The 26722-nt window shown below is 39.6% G+C and carries 31 protein-coding genes; 27 read left to right on the top strand and 4 right to left on the bottom strand.

Annotated features, from left to right (window positions below):
- Window positions 1–11 precede the first annotated feature (11 nt).
- On the bottom strand, window positions 12–755 hold the full coding sequence (locus PanJK_RS00990) for a DUF726 domain-containing protein (RefSeq protein ID WP_265296808.1): 744 nt from the start codon (window positions 753–755) through the stop codon (window positions 12–14).
- Between the two features lie 131 nt (window positions 756–886).
- Here PanJK_RS00990 and PanJK_RS00985 point away from each other — a divergent pair, with 131 nt between their 5' ends.
- Complete coding sequence (locus tag PanJK_RS00985) at window positions 887–1078, top strand: hypothetical protein (RefSeq protein ID WP_265296807.1); 192 nt, start codon at window positions 887–889, stop codon at window positions 1076–1078.
- 71 nt (window positions 1079–1149) lie between these two features.
- Complete coding sequence (locus PanJK_RS00980) at window positions 1150–1737, top strand: hypothetical protein (protein ID WP_265296806.1); 588 nt, start codon at window positions 1150–1152, stop codon at window positions 1735–1737.
- Between the two features lie 113 nt (window positions 1738–1850).
- On the opposite strand, the gene PanJK_RS00975 is transcribed toward PanJK_RS00980, so the two are convergent.
- Complete coding sequence (locus PanJK_RS00975) at window positions 1851–2180, bottom strand: hypothetical protein (RefSeq protein WP_265296805.1); 330 nt, start codon at window positions 2178–2180, stop codon at window positions 1851–1853.
- 193 nt (window positions 2181–2373) lie between these two features.
- Here PanJK_RS00975 and PanJK_RS00970 point away from each other — a divergent pair, with 193 nt between their 5' ends.
- Both PanJK_RS00970 and PanJK_RS00965 read left to right on the top strand, forming a co-directional pair.
- Window positions 2374–2928 (top strand): hypothetical protein, encoded by a 555-nt coding sequence (locus PanJK_RS00970; RefSeq protein WP_265296804.1) that lies wholly within the window; start codon window positions 2374–2376, stop codon window positions 2926–2928.
- Between the two features lie 11 nt (window positions 2929–2939).
- The gene (locus PanJK_RS00965) at window positions 2940–3203 is read left to right on the top strand and encodes a hypothetical protein (RefSeq protein ID WP_265296803.1); all 264 of its coding nucleotides are present in this window, start codon (window positions 2940–2942) and stop codon (window positions 3201–3203) included.
- Between the two features lie 38 nt (window positions 3204–3241).
- Here the strand turns inward: PanJK_RS00965 and PanJK_RS00960 are convergent, their stop codons facing one another.
- Window positions 3242–4189 (bottom strand): hypothetical protein, encoded by a 948-nt coding sequence (locus tag PanJK_RS00960; RefSeq protein WP_265296802.1) that lies wholly within the window; start codon window positions 4187–4189, stop codon window positions 3242–3244.
- A 182-nt stretch (window positions 4190–4371) separates the two neighbouring features.
- On the opposite strand from PanJK_RS00960, the gene PanJK_RS00955 reads away from it, so the two are divergent.
- From PanJK_RS00955 to PanJK_RS00900, 12 genes are read left to right on the top strand one after another with little or no spacing between them, the layout of a single operon-like run.
- On the top strand, window positions 4372–4911 hold the full coding sequence (locus tag PanJK_RS00955) for a terminase small subunit (protein WP_265296801.1): 540 nt from the start codon (window positions 4372–4374) through the stop codon (window positions 4909–4911).
- A complete protein-coding gene (locus PanJK_RS00950) occupies window positions 4898–6709 on the top strand; it encodes a phage terminase large subunit family protein (RefSeq protein WP_265296800.1) in 1812 nt (603 codons plus the stop codon). The genes PanJK_RS00955 and PanJK_RS00950 overlap by 14 nt, the downstream gene beginning before the upstream one ends.
- Window positions 6710–6717: 8 nt before the next feature.
- The gene (locus PanJK_RS00945) at window positions 6718–7176 is read left to right on the top strand and encodes a hypothetical protein (RefSeq protein ID WP_265296799.1); all 459 of its coding nucleotides are present in this window, start codon (window positions 6718–6720) and stop codon (window positions 7174–7176) included.
- A 1-nt stretch (window position 7177) separates the two neighbouring features.
- Window positions 7178–8641, top strand: a complete 1464-nt coding sequence (locus tag PanJK_RS00940; protein WP_265296798.1) for a phage portal protein — start codon at window positions 7178–7180, stop codon at window positions 8639–8641.
- Window positions 8583–10352, top strand: a complete 1770-nt coding sequence (locus PanJK_RS00935; RefSeq protein ID WP_265296797.1) for a phage major capsid protein — start codon at window positions 8583–8585, stop codon at window positions 10350–10352. The genes PanJK_RS00940 and PanJK_RS00935 overlap by 59 nt, the downstream gene beginning before the upstream one ends.
- A 2-nt stretch (window positions 10353–10354) precedes the next feature.
- Entirely contained in the window at window positions 10355–10639 is a 285-nt protein-coding gene (locus tag PanJK_RS00930; RefSeq protein WP_265296796.1) for a hypothetical protein, read from the top strand.
- Entirely contained in the window at window positions 10639–11037 is a 399-nt protein-coding gene (locus tag PanJK_RS00925; RefSeq protein ID WP_265296795.1) for a hypothetical protein, read from the top strand. The genes PanJK_RS00930 and PanJK_RS00925 overlap by 1 nt, the downstream gene beginning before the upstream one ends.
- 4 nt (window positions 11038–11041) lie before the next feature.
- Window positions 11042–14080: a phage tail protein gene (locus tag PanJK_RS00920; protein WP_265296794.1), complete on the top strand. Its 3039-nt coding sequence runs from the start codon at window positions 11042–11044 to the stop codon at window positions 14078–14080.
- Between the two features lie 54 nt (window positions 14081–14134).
- Window positions 14135–14590, top strand: a complete 456-nt coding sequence (locus PanJK_RS00915; protein ID WP_265296793.1) for a hypothetical protein — start codon at window positions 14135–14137, stop codon at window positions 14588–14590.
- A 41-nt stretch (window positions 14591–14631) separates the two neighbouring features.
- Window positions 14632–14934, top strand: coding sequence for a hypothetical protein (locus PanJK_RS00910; protein ID WP_261243776.1), 303 nt, complete (start codon window positions 14632–14634; stop codon window positions 14932–14934).
- A gap of 35 nt (window positions 14935–14969) precedes the next feature.
- The gene (locus PanJK_RS00905) at window positions 14970–15326 is read left to right on the top strand and encodes a hypothetical protein (RefSeq protein ID WP_265296792.1); all 357 of its coding nucleotides are present in this window, start codon (window positions 14970–14972) and stop codon (window positions 15324–15326) included.
- Window positions 15316–17823, top strand: coding sequence for a hypothetical protein (locus PanJK_RS00900; RefSeq protein WP_265296791.1), 2508 nt, complete (start codon window positions 15316–15318; stop codon window positions 17821–17823). Before PanJK_RS00905 ends, PanJK_RS00900 begins: the two co-directional genes overlap by 11 nt.
- Window positions 17824–17835: 12 nt before the next feature.
- On the opposite strand, the gene PanJK_RS00895 is transcribed toward PanJK_RS00900, so the two are convergent.
- Window positions 17836–18633 (bottom strand): DUF6216 family protein, encoded by a 798-nt coding sequence (locus PanJK_RS00895; protein WP_265296790.1) that lies wholly within the window; start codon window positions 18631–18633, stop codon window positions 17836–17838.
- Window positions 18634–18672: 39 nt separating this feature from the next.
- Between PanJK_RS00895 and PanJK_RS00890 the strand changes: the two genes are divergently transcribed.
- From PanJK_RS00890 to PanJK_RS00840, 11 genes are all read left to right on the top strand, one after another.
- Window positions 18673–19227, top strand: coding sequence for a hypothetical protein (locus PanJK_RS00890; RefSeq protein WP_265296789.1), 555 nt, complete (start codon window positions 18673–18675; stop codon window positions 19225–19227).
- A 2-nt stretch (window positions 19228–19229) separates the two neighbouring features.
- Complete coding sequence (locus PanJK_RS00885) at window positions 19230–19868, top strand: DUF2163 domain-containing protein (protein WP_265296787.1); 639 nt, start codon at window positions 19230–19232, stop codon at window positions 19866–19868.
- A 2-nt stretch (window positions 19869–19870) separates the two neighbouring features.
- Window positions 19871–20272 (top strand): DUF6950 family protein, encoded by a 402-nt coding sequence (locus PanJK_RS00880; RefSeq protein WP_265296786.1) that lies wholly within the window; start codon window positions 19871–19873, stop codon window positions 20270–20272.
- A 5-nt stretch (window positions 20273–20277) separates the two neighbouring features.
- Window positions 20278–23298 carry a phage tail tip fiber protein gene (locus PanJK_RS00875; RefSeq protein ID WP_265296785.1) on the top strand — a complete coding sequence of 1007 codons (3021 nt, stop codon included), beginning with the start codon at window positions 20278–20280 and terminating at the stop codon, window positions 23296–23298.
- Window positions 23299–23592: 294 nt separating this feature from the next.
- A complete protein-coding gene (locus PanJK_RS00870; protein WP_265296784.1) occupies window positions 23593–24240 on the top strand; it encodes a hypothetical protein in 648 nt (215 codons plus the stop codon).
- A 44-nt stretch (window positions 24241–24284) separates the two neighbouring features.
- Window positions 24285–24548 (top strand): hypothetical protein, encoded by a 264-nt coding sequence (locus PanJK_RS00865; protein ID WP_265296782.1) that lies wholly within the window; start codon window positions 24285–24287, stop codon window positions 24546–24548.
- Window positions 24549–24615: 67 nt separating this feature from the next.
- The gene (locus PanJK_RS00860) at window positions 24616–25068 is read left to right on the top strand and encodes a glycoside hydrolase family protein (protein ID WP_265296781.1); all 453 of its coding nucleotides are present in this window, start codon (window positions 24616–24618) and stop codon (window positions 25066–25068) included.
- Between the two features lie 3 nt (window positions 25069–25071).
- Window positions 25072–25503: a hypothetical protein gene (locus tag PanJK_RS00855; protein ID WP_265296780.1), complete on the top strand. Its 432-nt coding sequence runs from the start codon at window positions 25072–25074 to the stop codon at window positions 25501–25503.
- Entirely contained in the window at window positions 25500–26096 is a 597-nt protein-coding gene (locus tag PanJK_RS00850; protein WP_265296779.1) for a hypothetical protein, read from the top strand. The genes PanJK_RS00855 and PanJK_RS00850 overlap by 4 nt, the downstream gene beginning before the upstream one ends.
- Window positions 26096–26428, top strand: a complete 333-nt coding sequence (locus PanJK_RS00845; protein ID WP_265296778.1) for a hypothetical protein — start codon at window positions 26096–26098, stop codon at window positions 26426–26428. The genes PanJK_RS00850 and PanJK_RS00845 overlap by 1 nt, the downstream gene beginning before the upstream one ends.
- On the top strand, window positions 26416–26712 hold the full coding sequence (locus PanJK_RS00840; RefSeq protein ID WP_265296777.1) for a hypothetical protein: 297 nt from the start codon (window positions 26416–26418) through the stop codon (window positions 26710–26712). The genes PanJK_RS00845 and PanJK_RS00840 overlap by 13 nt, the downstream gene beginning before the upstream one ends.
- Window positions 26713–26722: the final 10 nt, after the last annotated feature.

The following is a 26722-nucleotide window of genomic DNA, read 5'->3' as shown; positions in this document are numbered from 1 at the left end:
ATATGTTATAATTACAGCTTACTGATCCTCAATGAATTTTTAAGCTCGGACCATGCCTCACTTACTTCCTCTACAAAGGATTCTAGTGGGCTTGGTTTTATACCCAAACATTTTCTCAGATACAAGTGCCTCAACACGTAATCACTCTCCATATATTCTGAATGTCCAAAATTAGTTTCGATGTTAATAACTTTATCACTTGAAATAGATGTTGTTCCTATAGCAGATGTAGAATAAAAAGATATTTCGCTAAGTAATCGCTCCAAAATAAAATCATTAGTTGAGTATAAGTTAAAAGCACCAATGACATTTTCATATGAATCAAGCATGGCATATTCCATTTCAGAGGAAATGCCGCCCATAAGTAGCAAGAATATCTTATTTTCTTTATCTATCATGTCAAGACTCTCAAGTACCACCTGAGTGCCCATTGAATGAGCTACAATTAATATTATCTCTGAGGGTGTTGAACGGAGATTCACATTATAGGCTAGTTTTTGTGCTGCTTTACTTATGTTGTTTTGTGCCTCATCCCAAGCATTGATTGTTTTTTCTCCGTAGATTCTAGGCGAGCTTAGAAAAGATAGAACCCTTTCCATTTTTCCGCTTGGTACACCTGATTCCCAGTCGAGTTGGTACACTTTAATATCTCGCACTGCTTTGTCATGAGGCAAAGCATTTTCTAAGACGTCTACAAACTTATACATTGCCGAAGAGTTACTTTGGAAGCCATGAACAGTAAATACTTTCTTCATAAAATGTTCCAAGTGGTTTTTAATTTGCGGTTATAGCCAGATGATTAATTGTCTTCCAAATCTTGCCAATCATACTCTCTTCCATTGACCTAATTCATGATAAATACCATAAACTACAGAGGATTAACACTATGAAAATTGATAAGTTCACTATAGGCCGATTTGCACTAACCAACACAGAGGGGGTGATTAGGTACTTCATCGATAGTGAAGAAGTGACATATGCTGAACTTGAGTATGGCAGTCCAGAGAAGATAACCCTTGAAGTACTCAAGGAAAAGTATGATCACGAATCGCGTGATTTGGGTTTGAAGTGGGAGTAACGCAAAGTTATTTCTAAAGTTTTATTGCTCTCTGCCGATAATAAAGATATTTAAGGTGGGAGTGATTAAAAGTGAAATTCATGCATGTGGCATTTTTAGCATCAATCTGTTTTCTGGCAGGGTGCGGTGAAGATCATAATATTACGGTGGTGAAAAACCAGAAAGATAATTTCTTCAAGGGTAATACCTATGGGGATGTACTTTCAAATTGGAGTATGTGTGAATCAACAAATTGGGAAGCACTTAGTGGAAATGACAAAGATATCGTTAAGTTCACTTGTGTGAATAAGAACCTGAATGATTACATATCTAAAATACAGACGGATATGGAAGTTGGTTTTGAAAACAAAGAAAAACGGAAGCCATCCGACATAGAACTGAAGGAAATAAATGAATTTCTTAATTTAAGTAAAGTTCAAGAGGCTTTTTATTTCAAAGTGAAGGATGACAGAGCATTACCATACAAAACAGGGACTGAGTACTTCTGGTCTGACGGTCAATCTGGTTATGATGATGAATATCCAATAACAATGTTTACAAATGTAGCAGCTAATTCGAATGATTTTTATTTAATGAAGACACGAAACTATCTTGGTGACCAATACATCCCATTAAGATATAACTATATTATGCATCTTTTTAAAAGAATTAAAAATTAATTGCTTTCATTTTCAGCATTGATTACACAATCAATTTTTTATATATTGTAGAGTCCCTGAACCGTAACAGCGGGTTGTTCTGCACAAACTTTCCGTGGTTCAGGGCTATCCTTTCAAAATGGCAACTCACCCTGCATATCACAAAACTCATCAAGATTACCGTTGTGTGCATCGATCATTTCTTGCTGGTGTCTATACCAGCTATCAACATCGTATATTGATACTGGCTCGTCCAGTACAAACCAATAGGCCGTTTGTGTAACCCTTCCAAACCAAAACATGCGTTGTCCATCAACGGGTTTTGTCTCCACTAACAGCATTTCACCCGGTTCAATGTGCGGTAAGTAAGCCCCGGTTTGATGAAGTACCGTTATTCGTTCATTTGTCCAAAAGTACTGAACACCTGAAGTTTGTGCAGGGTTAAACATGTTCTTGTTACCCATGTAATTAACTCCTCCAATATCGTATAACTGTAATTATATACAGTGATTTTGTGAGTTAACAAGATCAAGGCCAAAAAAACAAATAAAAATGATCATTTTCAATGCGTTACATTGATCATTGCGTGCTATCGCTACTTCAAATGATATCGAAAATGATCAATTATTGATCATATATTCAAATTGGATATCAAACATGGAAACTTTTTTGAAGGTGCTACACACAGCAGACGGCAAGATCATAGGCCTACAACTCGAAAAACAGATTGAGAGTACAGACCAGTTCATCACTCTATTGCATTCCATAGAGGGGAAGGCTGCATACCTCGAACAGCACGATCTCATGCTGGTAACACCAATTGGATTTTCCATTGCCTCATTGCTCAGCTACGAAACAAACCTGAGTAAGTTACTCGATACATATCCCTTTATACGTTTGATGCTCACTGAGGACTTCCCAAATCTGATCGATGGGCGTAGGAACCGCCTTCTGAATGAGCTATGCGACCGTTACAAGCTTTGGCTAGGCAATCTCGGCAGCGGTGTACGCACAAACCTGATTGCAGTGATGGAAGGGGGCTTTGAAGGATTAATTTTCGATACTGCCTTTACTGAGGGAAACCAAGACAAAGCTATCTTTCCAGCAGTACTTAACGAAATGAACAAATACACAAACAACCTGATCGTGCCTGGTATCAATACTGGCAGGTACAGACCTATACGTCTTAAGCACATAGAACAATTAATGTAGGGATAATTAAAATGAAAAAACTACTTATAGCAGCAATCATTGCTTTAACCACGGCATGTACCTCGCATCACTCATGGATGGATAAAGCCTATGTTGGTTATGTTGATAACCAAGCTGTAGTGCTCTTTGATGCTGGTACACGCAATGGCACCAAGTATTACAGGCCTCAGTTCCAATCAGACTGTCATTACAACAAGGCATTCTTTGACGAACAGAGCAGTACTGGCTGTGTAATCAATGAGGCCCGCATAGTTGACTTGCATATATATAACTAGTGGTGCTTTAAAGTTAAAGGATTGATTAGTGCCTAGATTTATCTTTTACTCATTACATTAACTTCCGGATAGCATGTTCTCAGATAAGTTAGTAAGAATTTTACAGAGTTACTGTAATTACTAAGTAAACTTTTCCTAACAGAGAAGGCATGATATTTTAATTGTGCTGTCTGTAGATGTTCACTAGGTATAAATCTAAACATGATTCGAGGGTTATCAACTTCTTCAGTATCAAAGTTTTCCATTGTAAATTCAAGTAACTCATGTTTCTTTAGAATAAGCGTATTGATGAAGTCATTTAAGTTTTCATCAAAAAAGACGACCTCATACTCTACGCCTTCTCTTTTTATTTGTATTTTTGGGGCTTCGTATACTAAATGATCAATCGCTAAGTTAAACTCCTCTAAAGCGGGGGTGTAATTATGCAATGAATTTTCAATGATACTTGTGATGTTTGATAGGGGGATCCTAAACCAACTGCATACGTCATTAAGTAAACGAATATCACTTTGTCTTAAAATATTGCTATCTATAAAGGTTGGTTTATTTTTCATTTTATGAAAGTAGGTTTCAACTAGATCTGGATAATTTATGATTTTTTCAAAAATATCATCATAATATACAAGATCGAAGGTGAAGTTATTTTGGATGAACTCACTTTCAAGTACCTTCCTTATTAATTTCGAATCAGGCTTGCTTGATGTGACATATGAAACCGTTCCGTAAGACAACCCAGATCTTAAAAGTTTATTCAAATCATCATTTATTTGTCTTATTGTTAGTTTTGTATCTATATAGTTTTTGCATTGAATAACGTTACAATTACCATTGAGATTCTTTCTTTTTTGAATAAGATCAATTCCGTCTTGGTTTTGTCCCTTTCTGCCATATTTAACATACTCAATGTTTGTTGTTTTATTATAATAATCCCTGATGAGGCTCTCAAATGATTCTGAATCAGATAAATATATGGCTTTGATGCTCATCACAATTTCCTTATATAAAAGATGCAATTTACTAAATGGTGATATTTAAGTCAATACAGCAGGTTCTCTTCAACCATAAAATGTGCGGGAGTTTTCGCAGCCCTTTATTATCTTTATATATTAATAAAAAAAGCTATCCCGCCCCTCATAAATACTCATAGCTAACCTAAAAAGGAACAACTATGAGTAACACAATCTCAATACGCTCTCTAGGCCGTGTCTACGGATACGACGAGTCAACTATTAGGCAGGCATGGATACCTAAAGGGCTTGATATGTCATGGCCTGAAGAACAGATCCGTGCATGGGTAGTTGAAAACATCCTAAAGCCCCTTAGAGATACCGATCTAAACGAACAGATTCAACGTGAACGCCTTCGCCGTATGGCCGCAGAAGCAAGTCAGGCAGAGTTAGAACTTGAAAAGCAGTTATCGCTGGTGGTTGATACCGCCTATCTAGAATCCAGCCTAAGTGAGTACTTCAGCCAACTAAAGAACTATCTACGCACAATCCCACAGAAGCATTACTTAGAACTTTTTGAATCACAGGATGCACTACAACTTAAAACGAAACTAGCAGGCTTCATAGATGAAGTACTGAATGAAATTGGCAATCAGGAATATGAGATGCCAGAGGAAGAAAATGAACAAGGACAAGTTAACGAAGATCCTGAATCGGGCAGTGAAGAAGATACTTCCACCGAAGAGGATGAAACCAAGTGAATGGTGCGAAGAAAATCTAACCTTTCCTGATGGCCCTATGGGTGGACAACGCCTTACATTATTTGAATTTCAAAAAGAGCCACTAAACATTATCACTGATCCCAAAATTCGCAAGGTTTGCATGATGAGTTCGGCTCAACTTCTCAAGACGACAATAATGCTAAATGCTGCTATGTACTTTATGGCTAATGACAATTCCAATATGGCATTTGCTTCCAGTACTGGAAAAGAAGTAAAGCTAATGAAGACAGGGAAGTTTGATAATGTAATTTCCCGTTCAGATATTCTCTCCGAGATAGTTACTGATAAGAACAATAAGAACTTTGCGAACAACGCAGATCAGACACAGATGATTGATGGAACATTCCTGTACTGGCTAAACCTTAATGCAGCTTCAACACTTCGTGGGAAGACAATCAAGAGACTATTCCTTGATGAAGTATCAAACGTTGAAGCAGATGGTGAAGAAGGTAATCCCCTAAGACTTGCTGAACAACGTGCCAGTACTTTCACAGATGGCCTTGTCATGGTGGCAAGTACACCAAAGCTTAAAGACGATTTGATCTGTAACGAGTACGTGCTCAGTGATCAACGCCGCTTCTTTGTTCCATGTCCCCATTGCCAGCACGAACATACTCTTGAATGGGAGAATGTACGCTTTCAATGGCGTCAGATTAATGGAGGTCGCCGTGCATTACCTGATGAGGATACGGCAGCACTACATTGCCCAAAGTGCGATAAGGAAATCAGTGAAGCACAACGTATACGCATGGTTAAACAGGGTAGGTGGATTGCAACAAACCCTGATGTGAAAGATATAGCCGGATTCCAGATTTCAAGGCTCTATTCACCGATTACGACAATTCGAAAATTAGTATCAGAGTTCGCACAGGCACACTTTGAATTCGATCTCATGAGTTTCTACAACAACGCCTTGGGTTTGCCCTGGGATGATGAGATGAATTCGGATATTGATCTGATTGTTCTGGAGAACCTACGTAACAGTACTTTCAACATCCGTTCAATCCCCGATGATGTACTTGCCGTGACACATGGCATTGACCAACAGTTAGACCGTCTTGAAGTAACCACGATTGGATTTAGTGAAAAGAAAGTATACGTACTTGACCATAGATCATTCTTCGCACCAGATTGTACGAAGCCTGGAGCAAAGGCATACACGGAACTTGATCAGTTCATCAATGCACCATTGCGTACTGTCACTGGAAGAACGGTAAAAGTACTTGGATCGTTCATCGATAGTTCAAACGGTAACGCATCAAGCACGATTTACCGTTACGCATCAACCCGCAAGTATGTATTCGCCATTAAAGGAAGTTCATCCGCATCAAGTGACCTATTCAAAGCAAGTCGAGTAGGCGGTCATGATTTACTCATGCTCAACGTCAATGAAGGTAAGAACACCATACGGCGTCTACTTAATGGAGCCGTAAGTGAAGAATGGGAAGAAATGCCTACTCAATTACACTTCACTAGTGATCTTCCAGATGACTATTTTGAACAATTGACCAGTGAAGAACTTAAACGCAAGGGTGATAACCTCTATTGGGTACTGAAAAAGGGCTATAAGCGTAATGAAACACTGGACTGTCTGAATTATGCCTTAATAGCCAAAGAGTACTTTCTTCATAGAATAGGTTCAAATCCCTATAAACAATTACGTGAACATGTCTATAAACACAAAGTAGAGAATGATAAATACACGGAAGAACAACCAAAAGTAACTAAACCCGTAAAGACTCAACCGACGAGGAAGCGTAATAACTGGTTTAACTAAGGAATGAAATGAAAGAATTAATCTATATTGGTGAGAAGTTCACTCTAACTATTCCCGCAAATACAAAGATTGTCATTGGTAACAAAACAACAACGGTATATGAAGTTGAAAACGTACTTTCAGTAGCTACTGAAGTGATTGTTGATACAGCTACTTTCACTGAAGGTAATTACGCAGTTGTGAATAATACCAATGGCACTCTTAATATCTCACAGGTTGAAATTATCGATCCACTGGCTTCAAGTGATGCTCTTAATGATGCATTGACCATGATTAAGGAAATTGATCAGGTACTTGAAGACCGTGCAAAGAACGCAGTTAGCCAAATCACTATTAACAACAAGACAATAATAAATTCATCCTTGGATTCATTACTGTCTTTACGTGCAATGTACATCAAGAAAGTGAACAGAATACGCGGTCAATCGGGAATTTTTAAATCAGTAACCGTATTCAGAGGGAAGTAGTATGTGGTTTTCAAGGAAGAAAACGGAAGTACAGCCGCAAAATGTACCAAAACAGAAACGCCATACTGAATCAAAACAGATTGGTAACAAGGAACTAAAACGCTCAATCACTAACGGAAGTAAACCAGTTATCGATTTTGGCGTTGCTGGTGTAGCAAGTACAAATATTAATTCAGTACTTAAATTTACTCTAACTCACATCCGTAACAAATCGCGTGAACTATCACTAAACAACCCTATCGCAAAGAACTACATCCAGAAATGTGCAGACGGCGTTGTTGGGGCCGATGGGATTACTATCAAACCTAACGTTGAAATCGGCGTTGCTGGTACTGACAACAGTGAAACTAATCTACTTATCGAAAAGCTGTTTTATCGCTTTGCTGATAATCCAGATCAGTTCAGCTATGACGGACAACTAAGCCTTGATTTGTTCCAACAGGTAGTTGAAAAGACACGTGCTCGCGATGGTGAATGTTTCATTCGCATTCGTGGTAATCAGTACGAAATCATTGATGCGGCTCGCCTCGTTAATACTCGTTTTGGACTAACTAATACTGGTTATTTAAGTAACAGTATTGAGTTCGATGGCAGTACACGTAAGCCAATCGCATATTACGTACATAACTACAATCCGATTACATACCAGATTGATACTGGTTCATATGAACGTGTTGATGCAAGTGAAATAATTCACTACTTCATCCCCGAATTCCCTAATCAGGAACGCGGAATACCTGATTTGTTTGCAGGTCAGAAAGTACTTCAGGAACTACAGGAATACATTCAGGCTACATTGATCAGTAAGAAGGTGGCAGCAAGTACAACTGCTTTCATTACAAACAGCCAGACAAGTGATTATGAACTTGAAGAAGGTGAGGAAACCCGTCTTAACGTTGAATATCTTGAGGCCGGAAGTATATATGAACTAAACGCAGGTCAGGACATTAAAGCCGTTAACCCTAATGCTGGTGTTGATGGTATCAATGATTTTGTCAATAACTTAATGAACCAAATCAGTATGTCATTAGGTATTACCAAAATGAACCTTATGGGTGATACGAGTAATGCATCATTCAGTGCTGCAAAGTTAGCAGACAGATTACAACAAACTACTTTCAAGACACGTTCAAACGTGATGATTAGTCGTGTACTTAAACCTATCTATGCAAACTGGCTTGCTAATGAATTGCTAAATAATAATAAGTTAGGTCGCTTTAGTGATTTTGATGAAATCGTAATTGCCCACTATATTCCCGTTAAAACTATCTCAATAGATCCGGTGAAAGATGCCCAATATGAAATCATATTACTTGATGCAGGACTTAAATCAAAACAACAAATTATTCACGAAATGGGGTATTCGCCAGATGTAGTGTTTAAACAAATTGAGGAAGAAAATTCAAATGGATTTGAAGAAAACCCAGAAGAGGGAAATGAAGGTACAGGAAGTACCGACGAATAATGATAGTCGTGAAGTACTGATAGCATTCTCAAGTGAAAATCCCGTTGTACGTTGCATTAATGGTAAGGATTACAATGAAATCCTACTTCATACTCAAGATGCAGTAGATCTTTCCCGTCTTAAAAATGGTGCAGCACTTCTTTTCAACCACGATCTTAATCAGCACATTGGCATTGTTGAAGATGCGAATATTGATTCTGACAAAGTAGGACGTGCATTAGTGCGTTTCTCTACTGTTGGTATGGGGGATGAAAAGTACTCACAAGTAAAAGAGGGAGTGCTACGTAAAGTTTCTGTTGGTTATGAAATCAATGATTATCAAATTGACGGGGATAATCTAATTGTTACCAATTGGGCACCTTATGAAATCTCTATGGTTTCAGTACCTGCTGACGATTTCGTTGGTGTAGGACGTTCAATTCATGGTGAACAACCTGAATTAGATAAAACCAGTACTGAAGAAGTACAAGGAACAGTAACTGATGCAGTTGAAGATGATAAATCAATTGTTGAAAAAGTAATTGAGGAAGTCGAAGACGTAATTTCTGAAGTAGTGGACACTGTTGAAGAAGTTATTGAAGAAGTCAAATCTGAAATTTCAGAGTTGATAAATAAAGATGAAGAACAACGCATAGCCGAACTAAATGGAATGGCTCGCGTTTTAAAATTAGACGTATCTGATGCAATCGCTAAAGGAATTAGCGTTGAAGATTTCAAACGTCAACTAAAAGAACCTATCAAGGACGAACATAATATTATGGAAAATAAATTTTCTCTTTCTAACAGCATTCGAGCTATGTCTAATCTTGACGCTGAAGTTGAAGGCTTAGATATGGGTACTCGCGGCGTTAAAGTACCAGTTACTTCAATCCGTGCTGTGAATACCACGACAGGTGCAAACCTAAATCAAGAAACAATCGCGTATGATTCATACATCGATATTCTTCGTGCTAATTCTGTACTTGCTAAATTCCCTCTAACCGTAATTTCAGGTTTGGAAGGTGACGGTAAGCTATCTCTACCAGCTCTAAACAGCGATTTCACCGATTCATTTGGTTTCGTTGCTGAAGATGGTACTTCACCAGAAGCAACTCCAGCTTTCGGCAAAGTGACCTTAGAACCTTCTGATTTCACTGGTTCAGTTTACCTAACACGTATCATGATGAAGTCTGCAAGTGCTGCTGAACGCTACACTACAGACGCGATGATCAAGGGTGCAGCAACTCAACTTGAAAAAGCTGTATTGGCTGGTGTTGTTACTGAAGCAACTACTGCTGGCAACGTAACTGTTGGAGCAACTTCTGGTGTAATGGATTTTGACGCAGTAGTTGATGCAATGGGTGCATTGGGTTCACGTAACGTAGCATCAAGTTCTGTTGTTGCTGTGATGAGTCCTGCTACCCGTGCTGCTTGCCGTAAACAAATTGTTAAAGGTAACACCGCTGCTAAATTCTTAGTTGAAGGCCAGGGTGACGCACAACTATTAGCGGGTGAAATCCCTGTAATCGAATCAACCCTTGTTGCTGATGGTCAAATCATCCTTGGTGATTTCTCTCAAATCGTTATCGCACAGTGGGGAAGTGATGTTGAACTTGATCGCGATCTAACAACTTCCCGTAACCGTGGTGGTTTGTACCTACGTGTTTGGGCAACTATGGATCACAAAGTTGCACGTCCAGAAAGTTTCCAAATCATCCATCCGGGTGCTTAATCATGAGGGCGTTTGATAATTCACAGTTGAACGTCCTGATTGATGCTTTCGGTGAATCATTAGTACTTACTGATGGTTCACAACTTAACGTTATATTCGAATCCATAACAGTAGCTATTGATACTGCTGAAGGGTTTGTTGAAACACAAGAAACCTATCTAACAACAAAAAAAGGCTTGATGGATTATTCCAGTACTTTCACGTATCAGGGAAATCTTCAGGTTGTCTATAACATTGTTGATGACCTGTCAGGGATCATCAATGTCTACTTTCGGGAGTCAATTTAATGAATCTTATCAAAATTAAGAATCATGTAAGTGATTCCCTTTTTTCGTTGGGGCTTGAGGTAAGAAAAGCAACCTCAATCAATCAGGACGCGGCAGAGTACATCCTCGTATTCAGCAATCTATTAGAACAAAATGAAAATATCCCTTTGGGCACTAAGAATTACAGTACCCTAACAATGGATATCGCATGTACTTCAAAGGATGAAAGTACTGTACAGGACGTTATGACACAGATTTATGATCTTGTCCGTAATGTAGATTTCCAGAAGTCTTTCAGTACTGAACTAGATATATCAGTCAGTACAATTACAGTCATTTCCATCACGGAAGATACAGATACAACATCCGGCATAAATACCATGATGTTAACAATTCAGTTAAATTATATTTCGAGGTAAATTAATGTCGTCAGTATTCCACGGAGGGAATACCTACATTTTCTATAATGAAGCAGCCGATAACACGCAACCGAATAACATTGCGTATAAGAATATCGACCAGTTAGGTACATTCCCACAAGTAAAAATCAACTCAAGTAATACAACACTTGAAACCTATAATGATGAATGGACTTCAGTACTTTCAGGCAACATGACAATTGATTCAGTCTCAATTGTAGTTCATTACATCGCAGATAACGAATCGCATCAGTACCTTGATACGGCATATACAAATGGTACAAATTTCCAAATTAAAGTTGCTCTATATGAATCTCAGGACTCATTGAGTCAGCACTATGTAATACTTAGCGGTTACATCAGCGGCTATCAGGATAGTGCAGACCAGAACGCAGTGTATGATCGTACCTATACCTTCACGGCAGAAGAATTGCTTGGCAGAGGTACGGCTACCGATCCGGCACAATTGCGTGTTGGGGATTATGGCGTTGGCTCTGACGGAGAGACTACCCCGCAATATGAAGCATTATACCCCACAGGTAACAGTTTCATCAAAGTACCGGCATTACGTGATGATAACCCGATCAGTACAGATATGGGTGGCATCGCATTTGTAGATAATGGAGGTGATCAAACCGCACAACTGGCAATGCCTGAAACGGGAAACCTTGCCCTCTATATCAAGAACACCGATCACGGCTGGACTGAGATCCCTAGCAAAGAAAGTAGTGATGCTGCCTATGTGCCATTGTCACGTACCGTTAACGGGAAGGCACTTAGTTCTAATATCACACTTTCCAGCACTGACATTGGGGCAGTACCAACAACCCGTACTGTAAACGGGAAACCTCTATCTGATGATGTGTCACTGACATATGCCGATACAGGAGCAGTACCAACAACCCGTACAGTAAACGGGAAACCTCTATCTAATGATGTATCACTCACATATGCCGATACGGGTTCTGTACCTGTTGAGCGTACTGTAAATGGTAAACCTCTATCTGATAATGTTGTACTTGATAAGTCTGATGTAGGGCTTGATGCCGTTTTGAATGCTGTACAGTTAGTGACCAGTAATAATCTGTCTGATCTAACTGATACCGCAATTGCCCGCACCAATTTGGATGTTTATTCAAAAGATGAAGCAGTACCTATCGAGCGTACAGTAAACGGCAAGCCTTTATCTGATGACGTCACACTGACCAGTACTGATACTGGATCATTCGCAATAGCTAATAACTTGAGCGAAGGAACACCAGTAACTATCCGGGCTAATATCAGTGCAGCTAAATCGGGTGATAACAGTGATATTACTTCGTTAACTGCCTTATCTGGCCCACTTCGCTTAGGTGCCGATGCGGCAGCGGCATATGACGCAGTAACATTACGCCAACTACAGGCAAGTTCTGGTTCAGGCACCGCTACCATTAACGGGGTTATGAATAATTTCCTTGGTGCTGTTGAATGGTTTGTTGGTACACGTGCTGCTATGCCTGGGGGCCACTTACCCGCAGATGGACAGTTACTTAGCCGTGCTACTTATCCTGATTTATGGGCAGCTATTTCAAGTGGTATTTTAAATAGTGTAACAGAGGCACTTTGGCAGAACAGCGGTGTAAGTGGGGCAACATTTAGTAACCGTGGTATGTATTCAACGGGTGATGGTTCAACAACTTTCCGTATGCCAGATCTAAATGGTTCTCAGAGTGGTTCCCTTGCTAACATATACTTGCGTGGTCTAAGTACTTCATCAAGTCTAACAGCGGGTTCAATTCGCGACAGTGCATTACCTAACATTGTGGGATCGTTCTCTGCAACAACCGGGGCGGGACTAAATGGGTTCTTCTCTGGCGGTACTGGGGCTTTTTCTGGTTTGAGTGGAGCAATAAACCTTTTGGCAGGTACTTCTGGTGGCACAGATAGAGCACGCATGGCTAATGCTAATTTCAATGCATCAGATTCAAACCCAATTTATGGTCGTGATGGTGGCGGTGAAGTACGTCCACCTTCTGCATTTGGTATCTGGTTAATTCGTGTTAATGGCCTTTTCAGTGCTGCTAATACCACATTCAATGTAATTAACTCGGATACAACTTTACCAGCAACAGGTACAACCGTTTATGGTGGTAGTCTACGTTCTGATTATCGTGTTGCAGGTGCTAATTATGTTTCAACAACATTAGTTTCCGGTTCTACAATTGGTGGATCATCTATTTCCCGAATGGATATCATAGATAACACAACTGGTGTTGAAGCTCGTACCGCATTTACCTTTAGGCACGGTGCATCCGGCTCCAGTGGTTTAGGGGGAGACATTACCTGTATAAGCGGTGAACTAGGTTTGTATAGCTCTGGATCGGCATCAATGCGTTTGCGTGCTGACGGTACTGCTAGAATTCAAAACTCGGATAGCACTTCAGCAATTGATTTAAATGCTTCAGGTGTTAACCTCACTGGACACTTAAGAGGAACCTTAAGTCAACTCTTTGTTGGTCAATACATTTCAGTGAACTCCGCTAAAGTTGGCACAAATGGTGAAATTGCTATTTTCAATTCTAATGCTGATACAACAGTTGGTGTTCGTTTTGGTATGGTCAATCTTGCATCAGGCAACTCAAGGCGGTTCTATGCAGGTGATATCAATGGTAGCAGTCAACTAGTACAAACATTGCCTAACAGTACTGGAACAATCACAGTTTCAACTTCAGATAAGAATCTAAAAAATTATACTGGTGATGTTTCCCCAGAAGATGCGGCGATAAGAATTAGCAAGCTTAAACCAGTTGAATTTTATTGGAATGAGAAGTTCACCAACGATCAAAATATACTGGATAAACCTCGACGTGGATTCTTCGCCCAGGATGCATACGTAATTGATGAGCGTTACGCAGTAAAACCAACTGATGAACAATTGGAAATTGATATAGTTTGGGGTCTAGAAGATCGTGCAATCATGGCTGATATGGTGGCAACTATACAGTTAATGAGCCTACAGATAGCTAATCTACAATCTCAAATTGACTCACTAAACAATAAATAATATGAAACCCCTACACAGGATTTGTAGGGTGTAATAAATTAAGGATAATCCATAATGGCATTTAATATTCAAAACGGAGCCACCATTACTGCATCTATTGGTACAGCAGGTAATGTTTCTTCAACTACTTTCACCGAAATTCCTGAATTGGCATCATTTACCACTTCTGGCGGTACTTCAACAGTAATTGACGTAGTCACTTTTAATAGCCCATATAACCGTAAGCTTTTAGGAACCAAAAGTATTGCGGATATTGCTATCACTGTTAACTATCTTGCAGATGATGAAGTTCACCAGCAATTAGTTGATGCTAATGAAAACCAAACTCGTATTCAATTGAAACTCGAATACTTCCAGAATCCAACCAAAACCGAAGGGTTTTATGTGATTTATAATGGTTATATTAGTGGTGATCAGTTGGCTGGCGATAAGGACTCGGTAATTACTCGCGAATTCACATTTGCAGTGGACCAGGGGCCGGTCGCAAGTGGTTTGCTTCCAATCGCATAATCAATAGCCCCTAATTACATTCATAATAAAAGGAACTTAAAATGAATATCGAACAACTAAAATCGGCATTGAAGCCAGAACTACATAAGATTACTTTACAAAGTGGTGTTGAATTATACGCACATCGCCCAACACTTAGTGACTACGAAAAGTGCAGTACTGCAAAGGCTACACTCATTCTATGTGTAACTGATGAAACGGGTTATCACGTATTCGCCGATGGTGAAGAATCTGGAAAAATTGACATTAATGAACTTGACGCTGTAGTTGCGAATGAGATTTTCATGGCAGTTCTAAAACTCTATGAATCTGCTTCACCACAGGATGAAGTAGAAAAAAAATAAGATCCGGTGATCCCCGTATTAACTTCTGCCTAAAGATGATACACAAACGGGGGCTTTCACCGGATGAACTCGATCAACTCGATCCAGAACTGTTCCAGGCATTAATGCTATATGACGCAGTTATTGAGCCTAATGGTGCTCGGATTGAGCAAATCCGATTTGCTAACCTTTGTCACTTAATTCTTATGTCGTCAGGTAATCTCACTGAACAGGGTATGAAATCTGCAAAAGTATCTGATTGGGATCTATTCGGATTACTCAGTAATAAGACAGTTAAAGAACTTGATGAAGAAGCGAAGAAGGCAAAAGAAGACGAACACAGACGCAGCTTTAATGCACTTGCAGAAAGTATTAAGGAAGCCGCATTAAAGGGTAAGAATAATGGCAAATAATAATCGACAGATGATTTTTGAAGTTGATGGTGATATCTCTGGACTAAGACGAGCACTTGCACAGGGTGGCAATGCACTTGGTCAGTTTGGAGATGAAGCCGGGGGGATCTTTGGTGATTTATCAAATGGCCTGAACCGTGTAGCGGGTGGTGTAGGTGGTATGAGTACTGGCCTTCTCGGTCTTGCAGCCGGGGCGGGTATCGCCGCCGCTGGTATTGCCGTTGCATTTAATAAAGTAGCTGAGGCATCAGAACGTTCATTTGAAATTTTCCAGGCTGCGTCATTAAGCCAGATGGGACTATCTCAGATCCAACAAATGGCAAATATGTATGCCAGTGTTGGTTTAAATATGGAAAACATTGCAGACCAACAGAAGGATATTAAGGACAGGATTGGTGATGCACTGACTAACCTAGCGGGCAGTATGTATACTGATGTTATTCAACCATTGAAATTGAATATTCTTGAACTTCAAAGAATGGCTGATAGTGGTGAAGACGTGTATGCAAAAATATACTTTGCAGCAAAGGCACAGGGGCTTTCTGCATCACAGATGGTCAATATGTTTGAAACAATGGGTAGTGATGCAACCAAAAGATTAACCGTCCTGCGAGAATACAATTCAGAACAAGACTATAATAATTTACTCAGTCAACAACAAATCACACTAACTGAAGAACAATCAAAACAATTCGCAGAATACCGGGCAGCGACATTACAATTAAGTAATGCATGGGAATCATGGAATCATTCAGTACTTGCACCTGTTGCAAGTCGCCTTGCCGAAATTCTGAGTTTAATTACTTCTATTCTAAACAGTAAACCCGTCGCAGCAGCCGCCGCAGCGGTAAGTGAGAAGGGTATTAATGATGTTAAGGAATACAATAAAGGTTACGTTCAGCAAGTAGTGGGTAACTCCAGTATATATGGATCACAGATGGTCAGTGATCAAGTACAAAAACAACAAGAACAACAGAAGAACTTAAAAGCTCAGATTGATCAGGCAATGGTTCTTCAAGGTGATTTGAACAAGCTCAAGAAAGAATACGATGCTGGGTTTCAGAAAAGTACAATTGATGCAGCAATGAAACCTTTCCAGACTGACAAAGAAGCAGCACAGCAGAAGATTGACCTACTTGAGACACAGTACAAGCAGACTAAAGAAGCAATTCAGAAATCGTTAATCAGTGCATATGGAAGTGACGTTAAGGCACAGAATGCAGCATTGGACAAATTGACCAAGGATTACACCGAAAAGCGTCAATCCCTCGTAGACAAGATGAATGCGAGTGATGCGGCAGAAGCGAAGAAGAAAGACACGGCAGCAGCGGCAGCAGCAAAGAAAGCTGATGCAGATTCAAAGGCACGTCTTGCGAAAGAAACTCAAGCCCAGAAATCACTACAGGCAATTCTTGCCAGTACTGGTGAAAATACCGCAGCAACAAAGCTAAGTCAGTTTAGCTATCAACAGGACGTACTTGTACAGAAGATTAAAGACAACGCGAAGATCTTAAAGCTCAATGAAGCCGAAACTAATAAGTACCTCGCAGCGGCATACAAAACCCGCGTAGAACAGTACAAAGCAATGGTTGATCAGATGATTGGTTATACAGACCCCAATCAGGGACTCAAAGACCAAGCAGAAGCGTTAAAGGCTATAGGCGGTAATCTCAGTACAGATCAAGCTAACCAATTACAGATGCAACAAGATCAGCGTATTGGCCTCTCAGGCTCTGGTAATGATGCAAGTAACCCATATGACAACAGTAATGTACTGGATCAGAAGCGTAAGGAACTGGAGGAACAGCAGCAGTTGGAACTTCAACAGTCGGATATTCTTCATCAGAAACTTGGGACAAGTGAGGAGGAATATCAAAAGAGACGTTCCGCTATTCAGGCCAAGTACAATCAAAAGATCCTCAATGTAGCCAGTGAAAATACACAGTCACAAATGCAACTTTTATCAGGTGCAGCCGGTGATATAGGTACGATTATGGCTGGTGCGTTTGGCGAAGGTTCAAAGGCCGCAGAAGCCGCTTTTGCTATCCAACGCGGATTGAGTATTGCCAGTACTGTAATGAAGATTCAGGAAGCTTTAGCGGGGGCACTTGCTACGCCATTCCCGGCGAACATTGCTAATTACGCACAAATCCTATCAATGGGTGCTTCAATTATCACTACTGCAAAGGGGGCGGCACAAGGTCAGGCACACAGCGGTATTGATAAAGTACCAACAATGGGCGGCAAAGATGAAAGTACCTGGATATTACAGGCTGGTGAGCGTGTTTTATCCAGGAGTAACAACCGTGATCTTACTCAATACCTATCAAATGCTAATTCGAATGGTAATACAGGCAATACACCGATTAACGTCAATGCTCCACTCATCGTGCAAGGAAGTACCAACATGAGTGACGCTCAGATGAATTCGATGCTGAAAAAACATTCTAACAGCGTATTGCAGTCAGTACGTTCGGCACAGAAACGGAATTCCTAACTTCGATTAAGCTTACGAGACACTATGCCTTGAAATGAAAGTTGATGCATACATTCTACGGTTAAGTTCAAGAAAGAGAATGATAAAAAAATAAACTATGCCAAAGCCGAAGATTGAAAATATACTTTCAATTCTTTTTAAACTCACAACGATTCTTTTAAAAGCCTCATCATTAAATGCTTCGCATATATCGTCTATGTCATTAGGAGATAATTTGGTAAAGGTTGATAATCTATCCTTCTCGATTTTTTTAAAACTACAATCATCCTTGTGGATTGCAAAATGCTCACCGAGCACTATGGCTTTTTCAGCATTTATAACCATCAAGGTGTCGCTATCAGATGTTTTAGTTATTGCACCAAAACTCACTAGTGGGACAAAACATAAAAAACCAACAGGTATCATTGCAATCAGTAAAAGAAAAATCCCAAAAGAGCCTAATTTCTTGGGCTTTTTAATCTTCAACTCACCTATGTCAAAGAATGAACCTAATTTTGAAAGATCTCTAATATCATAGTTGTTCTCCTTAAGCCAATGTTTCATCTTGGTTATTTCTTCCGTGTTTTTGGCTTTCATATTATAGATTAGGTTAAATCTATCGATATCCTGCATTTCCTCATGAAACTCTAAAATCGAATTGTTTTTGAAGCTTTTGCCACCTATCAATAGTCCCCATAGTTTATCAAGTAATCCGTAAGAGGAGTTTGTCTTGTTTCGAATGTATTGAAATACGAATAGCAACACAATTACAGCAGCAATGAAACCAAAAGGTGCAGGTAGAAGGCTAAATATAGAAGAGTAGTTTTCCATAGGATAAATACATGTATTAATTAAATGAGGTATTCAATAGTGGCACTCTTCACAAAAAACATCAAGATTGGTGACTTTACTTTGTCATCACAAGAACCACGCTACAGCAACCGTAGTTGGACGGGTTCACAGCTCCAGAGAAGTACTGGCATCCAATACTACGAGATCCAATTCACTCTGAATTTCAATAAAAAGGACATTCAGGAATATCAAAGTTTCATTGCGAAGTACGGGCAAGGTGCAGCTTTCAGTATGGACTTAGGACATTTGAGTACCTATTACGGTTCACAAACTGCTTCAGTACGTGCTACCGCAGCAGCCGCTAAGGGCGTATCAGCTATATCATGTAGTGCCAATACCCTTGAGGTTGGAACTCTGATTCAATTCCAAAACCATAAGAAGATTTATCGCGTAATCAATAACGCAAGTAATGTACTGACAGTATTCCCACCATTACGTGCATCAGTAGCTATTAATGAAACTGTCACATATAACAATTTACAGGGTTCATTTGTGCTCGATGTTGATAATGATCTAAAGTTCAATGTTGAGAACATAATGAAGATTACTTTGAAAGCAACTGAGGATATCTAATTATGAATTCAGCTATATTCACTAATGCAGCATTACTCAGTTATTACAATATGACGCATGGAACAACACTAACAGTACTCAATCTTGCTCAGTTAATGTCTATGGGCGTTCATGTTAAATGTGTTGATGTTTACCCACAGCAGGGAACTGGTGTTAATGCAATTCACCTTACTGATGGGTATATAGACATTGTTGCGAGTGGAATCAACTACACAAGTTTCCCCGATTTTATCAACGATAGTTTCCCAACATTCACTGAGCAGAAGGACATTAGCAACGATTCAATCGCCTTCAAGGTAAGCAACGTAAACAGTTCATTTAGAGTGCTTGCTCTTGGTGGTGCTTTCAAATCAGCACAGGTAAACGTCTATCTTACAATTCTTAGCCCCGCTGATAATTCAGTACTTGTACATGATTTAATCTATGCGGGATACATTGATTACTTTGAATCAGTAAGTAATAACACCGCAGATAACATCACTAATGAATTGACAGTTAACCTTAACAGCGTTTGGAAGAAACTTGACGTACAGACTAAGACCAGTGCGGCAAACTCAGTGCATCAATCAACGCATCCGGGCGATGCATACTTTAGTCTATTAGGTATTGTTAATGCCAATCAGGTTTGGAAATACAAATAATAATGAATAAAAGAGAAAGAATTAAACACTTACTTGCTCTTGCTGAGGAAGTATTAAGTACCCCATACGAATTAGGTATAAATGACTGTAACATTATCGTTGTAAGAGTAATTGATATTCTATGTGATACAGAATATGCACCTATCGCATTTGGGAAGTACTCAACCGTTAAAGACGGACTAAAGATTTTCACAGATAACGGATTTGATGATCTCGAAGCATTAGTTGCTACTCATGGTGTCATTACTGAATATCCAGTTATAGGGGATATCATGATTGATAACCTCAACGCAAGTATTGTACTCAATGATGTAATTCTTGCAGTAAATCACACCACTAAAAAATTTGAAGTTAAACGCCTTTCTGAATTCAGGGATAAAGTGTTTTATGCAATAAAAGGATAATAATAATGGGATCGGGTGGAAATGGAATTCTAGGTGCGATTATAACCGCAGTTGCAGTATTTGCGGCGGCATACACTGGAGGTGCATCCATGTATGCAGCAGCGGCATATGGTGCAGCAGCGGGCGTTGCTTCATACGTCGCAACAAGTATGTTAAGCCAATTAGGGCTTGCGGCAACAAGTGATACAGCAACTACTTTAAGCAGGTCAACAGCCCCAACTTCAGGTATGCCTATTCTGTATGGTGGTGATAAGCCTAATTTAAACAATGGATGTTATATCAAAACGGGAAGCATTGTTAACTGGTATAACGTACAGAATAATGAATCACAATACCTATTCACATCTCACGCTATTGCAATGGGTGAAATCACAAACATCATTGAACAAATCTATTTCGATGATGAACCAGTACTTGCACAACCTATCACTACTGAAGGTGTTGTTAGTGCTGAAAAGATCGCGAGTAAGTATCGTGATTATCTTCAACTTGAAGTGTACTTTGGTAAGTCAAATTATACAAATCCAAAGGTGTTGGCAGGAGAATACGCAGGTGCTAATTGGAATAATGACACATTCCACGGCAACGGCGTTGTACAAATTTATTCAGTCATAAAGAAAACTCAAAAGAGCCTTGAAAATAGCCTATTAGTTAATGATAACTATGTACTTACCTGTACTGCGAAAGGCCGTATCATCCGTGATTTAGTCGATATGCAAATGCGTTGTGCAAGTAATGGCCCTAGTCAGATTTATGACCTGGTGACTAACACTGAGTTTGGTATGGGATTAGATCCGAACATTATCGATTTAGATAGTTTCCGTTCTTGTGCTCAGTACTGCGAAAACTTTGAATATTACAGCAATGGTGCTATTGATTACTCACAAACCTATAAGAGTAATATTGAGCTAATCCTACAGACATTCGGCGGTATTCTATATATTCACGCTGGTAAGATGTATATGACTGTTGATGTTCAGGGTACTTCAGTTGCTACTTTCAATGAATCAAACATATATGGTGATTTCAAAGTAACAACAACTGGTATGTCAGATTATGCAAACACAGTCGATGCAACTTGGAAAAACGTTAACAATAGCTATTCAGATGATGTATTACGTATTCCTTCAGATATTACTGAAGATGAAGTTATCCTATCAGATGGTCAGATCATTACCGTAGCACGTGATTATACGTGGTCATATGATAAAACCGCAGTGGCAGCTATGGTCAACATTGATTTGCTCAAGTTGAAGTACTCACAATCGCAGATTAGCTTTTCAACAATGGATGGTTGGGATCTCAAGGTATGGGATATTATCAATGTTTCATTTACTGAAGTGGGTTATACCAACAAGCTATTCCGTATCATCAGTAAGGATATTGCTACAACTCAAGATTCAATCGGCTTAGTTCAGCTAACGGCGGTTGAGTACCACAACGAGATTTATCAGGGTGATGATCCGGGTGTCTTCCCCGTTGATGGTCAAATCAGTGAAGTAGTGAATGTTGTTCCACCAACTAACTTACAGGTTACGAAAGTAGGCGGTACGGTTGCCAATGGGCAGGTTGTACTGATGGATTGGGATGCATCTATTGATCCGTACCTACGCGGCTATTATGTGTATTACAGAATCACAGGTACAGATACCTGGTCATTTGCGGGGCAGGTTAGCCAGTACGTTACAAGCTTTGAATTATACTCACTACAGGCTGACCAGCAGTATGACTTTGCTGTTGCCGCATTTAACAACCTTGGCTTTATCTCAAGCAAATTAACTATCAGCGGTGTTACTCCAGACTATGAATTTACGTTGCCGGGTATCACTGGCCTACGTCTTGTGAATGCCGAAGGCTCACTTACTCAGACAAACAGTAGTGACTTCATTTTCTCATGGGATTCTCAGGCATCACTTACCGTCAATGGTAAGCCGTGGTCTACCTACTTCACCAAGTATGAAGTAATCATCTATAACACCAGCGGTGTTAAGGTGAAGTCCTATTACACACAGGACAACAACTTTACGTACACGTTGGCAATGAACAAGTCAGACAACATTGGACGTAACGTTAAGATCGGTGTCGTGGCATGGGGTGCAACAAGCGGTACATACTCACCGGAAGTACAGTTATCGGTCAATAACCCACAGGCACCACAATTACAAAACTTCGTGGCTCGATCTGCTATTGGTCAAATTGTGTTCACTTGGGATGATGCGAACAGACCAGATGACTATGCCGGGATCTTGTTCCTTGTGTCCTCAAGTGAAGACTTCTCAACAGGTGTGCAGTACTTCACAACTGACAAATGGTACACCGAATGGGTAACAGTACCTGATGGTCAATATTACATCAAAGCAGGTCAATATGATGTGTTTGGGATGGATGGCATTATCTATACTGATATGATTCCATTCAATCAACAAACCTCGATTCCGTTTAGTCAGTTAAATGATGATGTAATTGATGGAATACTTGAAAGTTCAGAATTTAATTCAGTGGTTGAATCAATCATTGAAGAAGTGGGAAGTACTGGTTATTACCTATCTGTTAACTCTAATGGCTATGTTGCTGGTATTGGTATTAAAGTTGATGGTGAAGAACAAACCTCAGTGTTTACCATCATTGCAGATAGATTCAGTTTGATTAGTTCTGCAACGGCAGGGGATGAAACTAAAGTATATCCCTTTGTGGTACAGAACGGTGTCACTTGGTTGAATTCCGCAGTTATTCAAAACGCGGCAATCGGTACGGCACAAATTGCAGATTTGGCAGTATCTAACGCGAAGATCGCTAATGCTTCAATCAACGCCGCGAAGATACAGGACGCATCAATAGGTTCAGCCCAGATAGCTAACACTATTCAGAGTAACAACTATGTAGCTAACCAATCAGGCTGGCAAATCAATAAGGCTGGTACTTTCTATATCAATGGTAATGGAAATGGTCGATTGGTAATAAATAACACACAAATATTGGTATATGACGCTAACAACGTGTTACGCGTAAGAATGGGATTATTTTAATATGGCTCAAGGTTTACAGTGCTGGAACGCATCCGGCACTTTAATTGTAGATTTGCAAGATTACAACTTGCGTTATGTGGGGTCACAGACTCAAACATTGAACACTGGTGTTAGCCAATGGAATTTTGCCTATTCAGGTATGACTGCCGACGGTTGGATCGTCTATCCACAAGTTGGCAATTTATGGCAAGTGTTCGCGGTTCGTTGCTATGACGGTGGTTACAGAGTTTCACATTTACCATCTGGTACTTTACTCACAACAAGAAGTATTACCTTCGATATTTGGAGGTATGAATGAGTGGTTTTCAAGCTTTCAACAGTGCGGGTGCTCTCACCGTTGATGGAACAAACAAACCAGCAATGATCAGTCAATACAAACAAATTACGTCAGTTACTGATTATGGCTATTATCAGATTGAAAGCCCGTTTACCACTAATGGTGGTTATGACCTTGGTTTTCTTCCAGAGAATTTTTACCCTAATGTAAGTACAAGATGGGTAAGGATGAATTCGGGTAAATACTGCTTTCCCGGTGCTGATCAGTTCCAGCCCAACTCAGGTCAAATGATGATCAGTACTCAATCGCTTGCGGTCAGTAGTGGCTATCTCGATGTATATAATGCTTCAGGTTCCCTAATCTGGTCAGCAGTAAGTGCTGCGAGTGTGCCACGCATATTAGATTTCATCGATATTCCACCTGGCTATGATCTTCAAAATAACACCTATGTGAAGTCGCTTAGTTATAATCCTTGGTTCTTACAGAATGCATGTCCAGGAAACATCAGTGATGATGGTACTGTTACTGGCTATTCGGGTATATGTATAAGATGGACAGGTTCACAAATCCAAGTGAGATATGTAAGTAAACTACAGAACACATATAATACTGCACTTGGTTCAGTTGGCCTACGTATTCCTTTGGCATATATTACTGGTTATTAATAAATACAATATATAAATTAATAACCTTTAAGGGACGATCAATTATGGAATGGCTATTAGCCTCAGTACTGATACCTATCGTTATCTGGTTGTACACAGTCTATAGAGATCGCTTAGATGATTCTAATAGAAATGAAGAACGGTTTTATGAACTTGAATCACGTGTCACAATCGCAGAGACAAAACTTGAAACACTTGAACGTGATGTAACGGAAATACAAAAGCTAAGTGAGAAGATCGAGCAAATCCAGATGGATTTAGTTCGAGTACTGACACTGCTCGAAGAGAGAACTTCAAAAGGCCAATAATCTGGCCTTTTTTTATGTTCTTAATAAATACTTCAGAAGTTAACCATTTTATAAAAGGAATTAAAAAATGGATATTATTGCAAAACTAAAAGAATATGAGGGTACAAAAGCCTATCAAATGTACAAGGGATATTACAAAAATGGAAAGTTCCGGGTTTATAAAGACTCATTAGGTTATGACACTATCGGCTATGGTCACTTAGTTAAATCTGATGAAAATTTCGAGAATGGATTAACTGATAAAGAAGCTGATGCTTTGCTTCTTGTTGATATTGGCAATGCTCGTGTTGAAGTAGATAGATTACGTTTAAACCTACCTATTGGAAGTATCTGGAACGATTTCATGGTGCTTATGGTGTTCCAACTAGGGATCACTAAAACACTACAATTCAAGAAATTCATCACGGCATTACGTGCTGGCAACTATGCAACAGCTATTGCAGAGGTGAAGAATTCGAACTGGTATCGCCAAACACCCAATCGCGTTAACAAAATGATTGATGACGTGTTGAAGGGATGAGCTATGAATCCGTGGAAGTATGCGGATGGTGTTACTGAAGAAGAATTAATTAGCGGCGGGTATGTTGGCTTTGTCTACGCATTTCATTTTGAAGATGGATCGTGGTATGTGGGTTCTAAACACCTTTACAAGCGTGTTAAGGACGCGAGCAAACTGAAGGATACAAGTACGGAAAACGGCTGGCGTGAGTATTCATCAAGTTCAAAGATCGTTAACGCTAAGATTGAAGAAGGCATTGGCTACACACGCATAATCCTTTGGCCTTTCAAAAGTATGAAGGAAACACTACTTGTTGAGGCAGCTTTGATTCTATCAGTGGGTTTACATCCATCGTGTATCAATCTCGCGTTGATGCATAAAGCAAGATTACCTAATGCGAAAGATCGCCGCCGTCTATTTGGCGTAATACAAGAAATACAAGGATGGTTAACATGAGTGGATGGAAGTCCGGCAGAAGCCCAAACGAAGCAATTAAACATTTGCGATCTACTGGTACAGACTTTGGTAATAAGACGCAATCTGAAATCACATTGAGAATGCGTCTACTCGCTAAAGATCTACAGAAGCAATTAAATAATGATATAGCAGGTGGTCCAGTAGCATTTACCAACAGAGCAATATTCTTTAACTTCAAGCGTAACGCTAATGGCAGCAGAACTAATCAAATCATTGTCCGTGGTGCTCAGGCAGCATATCTAAGAACAGTTATTAATAGTTCAGATGCTGATGAACTGTATGAAAAGCTTATCCCTACAAGTAATGCCAGATTAAGTAAACAGGGGAACATTAGTGGATTGCAGAAAGGGCTTGCTAACAAACGGTTAATTGTAGTTGAAGAGAAGGGTAAGAAGTACTTAATCGATACGACCAAGAAATCGAAGAAACAACATAAGAAACGTGTCATTGGTGTTAAGGAAAAGAAAAAACGTAAAATGGTATTCGACTTCTTCAAAAATGCAGAAGACGGGGCAACGTTAATAATTTCAGATATCAAAGGGAACTATAAAATCACAAAAAGGATCGAGTAATGGAAAAACATTATACAAAAGAAGAAAACGAAGATTTGGCACTTGGTGATGTTCAACCACTTATGAACAGCTATATGTTTCACTATTCTGATATGGCACCTGAATTTCATACGGGGGAACACTCAGTAAATCCCAATGCGGGAATGTGTATGAATATAGCATTCATGGATGGTGCTGAACCATCACTTAAACCTGGTCAGTTTTCAGTATGGAAACGATACGATGAAGAATGGCCTTGCAGAATCCTACGTAAACGTAAGGTATTCATCAAGGGCGTATGGGTACAACTATTCGTCGTACAACTAAAGGAATTAGTAAAATGTTCGGATTAGGGACAATCATTGATTTGGTGAAGGCAGCAGTAGGCTACTTCACTACAAGGCAGGAAAGTAAGGAAGAGTTAGCTGCTAAGAACTCAGAACAACAAAATGAGATCACGTTAGAAGAAACACGCAAAGGGTTCACATGGCGTCAGGCATTGGGCTATGTGCTTACGTTTATCATCGCATGGAACTATGTAGCGATCCCTGTACTGGCATTGTTTGGGGTTTTACTTCCCATAATCCCTCTTGCTGATGTGTGGAAAGTACTGATAATCTTGATTGGTGGTAGTTAATTTTATATAA

The sequence above is a fragment of the Pantoea sp. JK genome (assembly GCF_026130245.1).
Taxonomy (GTDB): domain Bacteria; phylum Pseudomonadota; class Gammaproteobacteria; order Enterobacterales; family Enterobacteriaceae; genus Pantoea; species Pantoea trifolii.
Note: the sequence above shows the minus strand (reverse complement) of the source record. Positions and strands in the feature narration are given on the sequence as shown.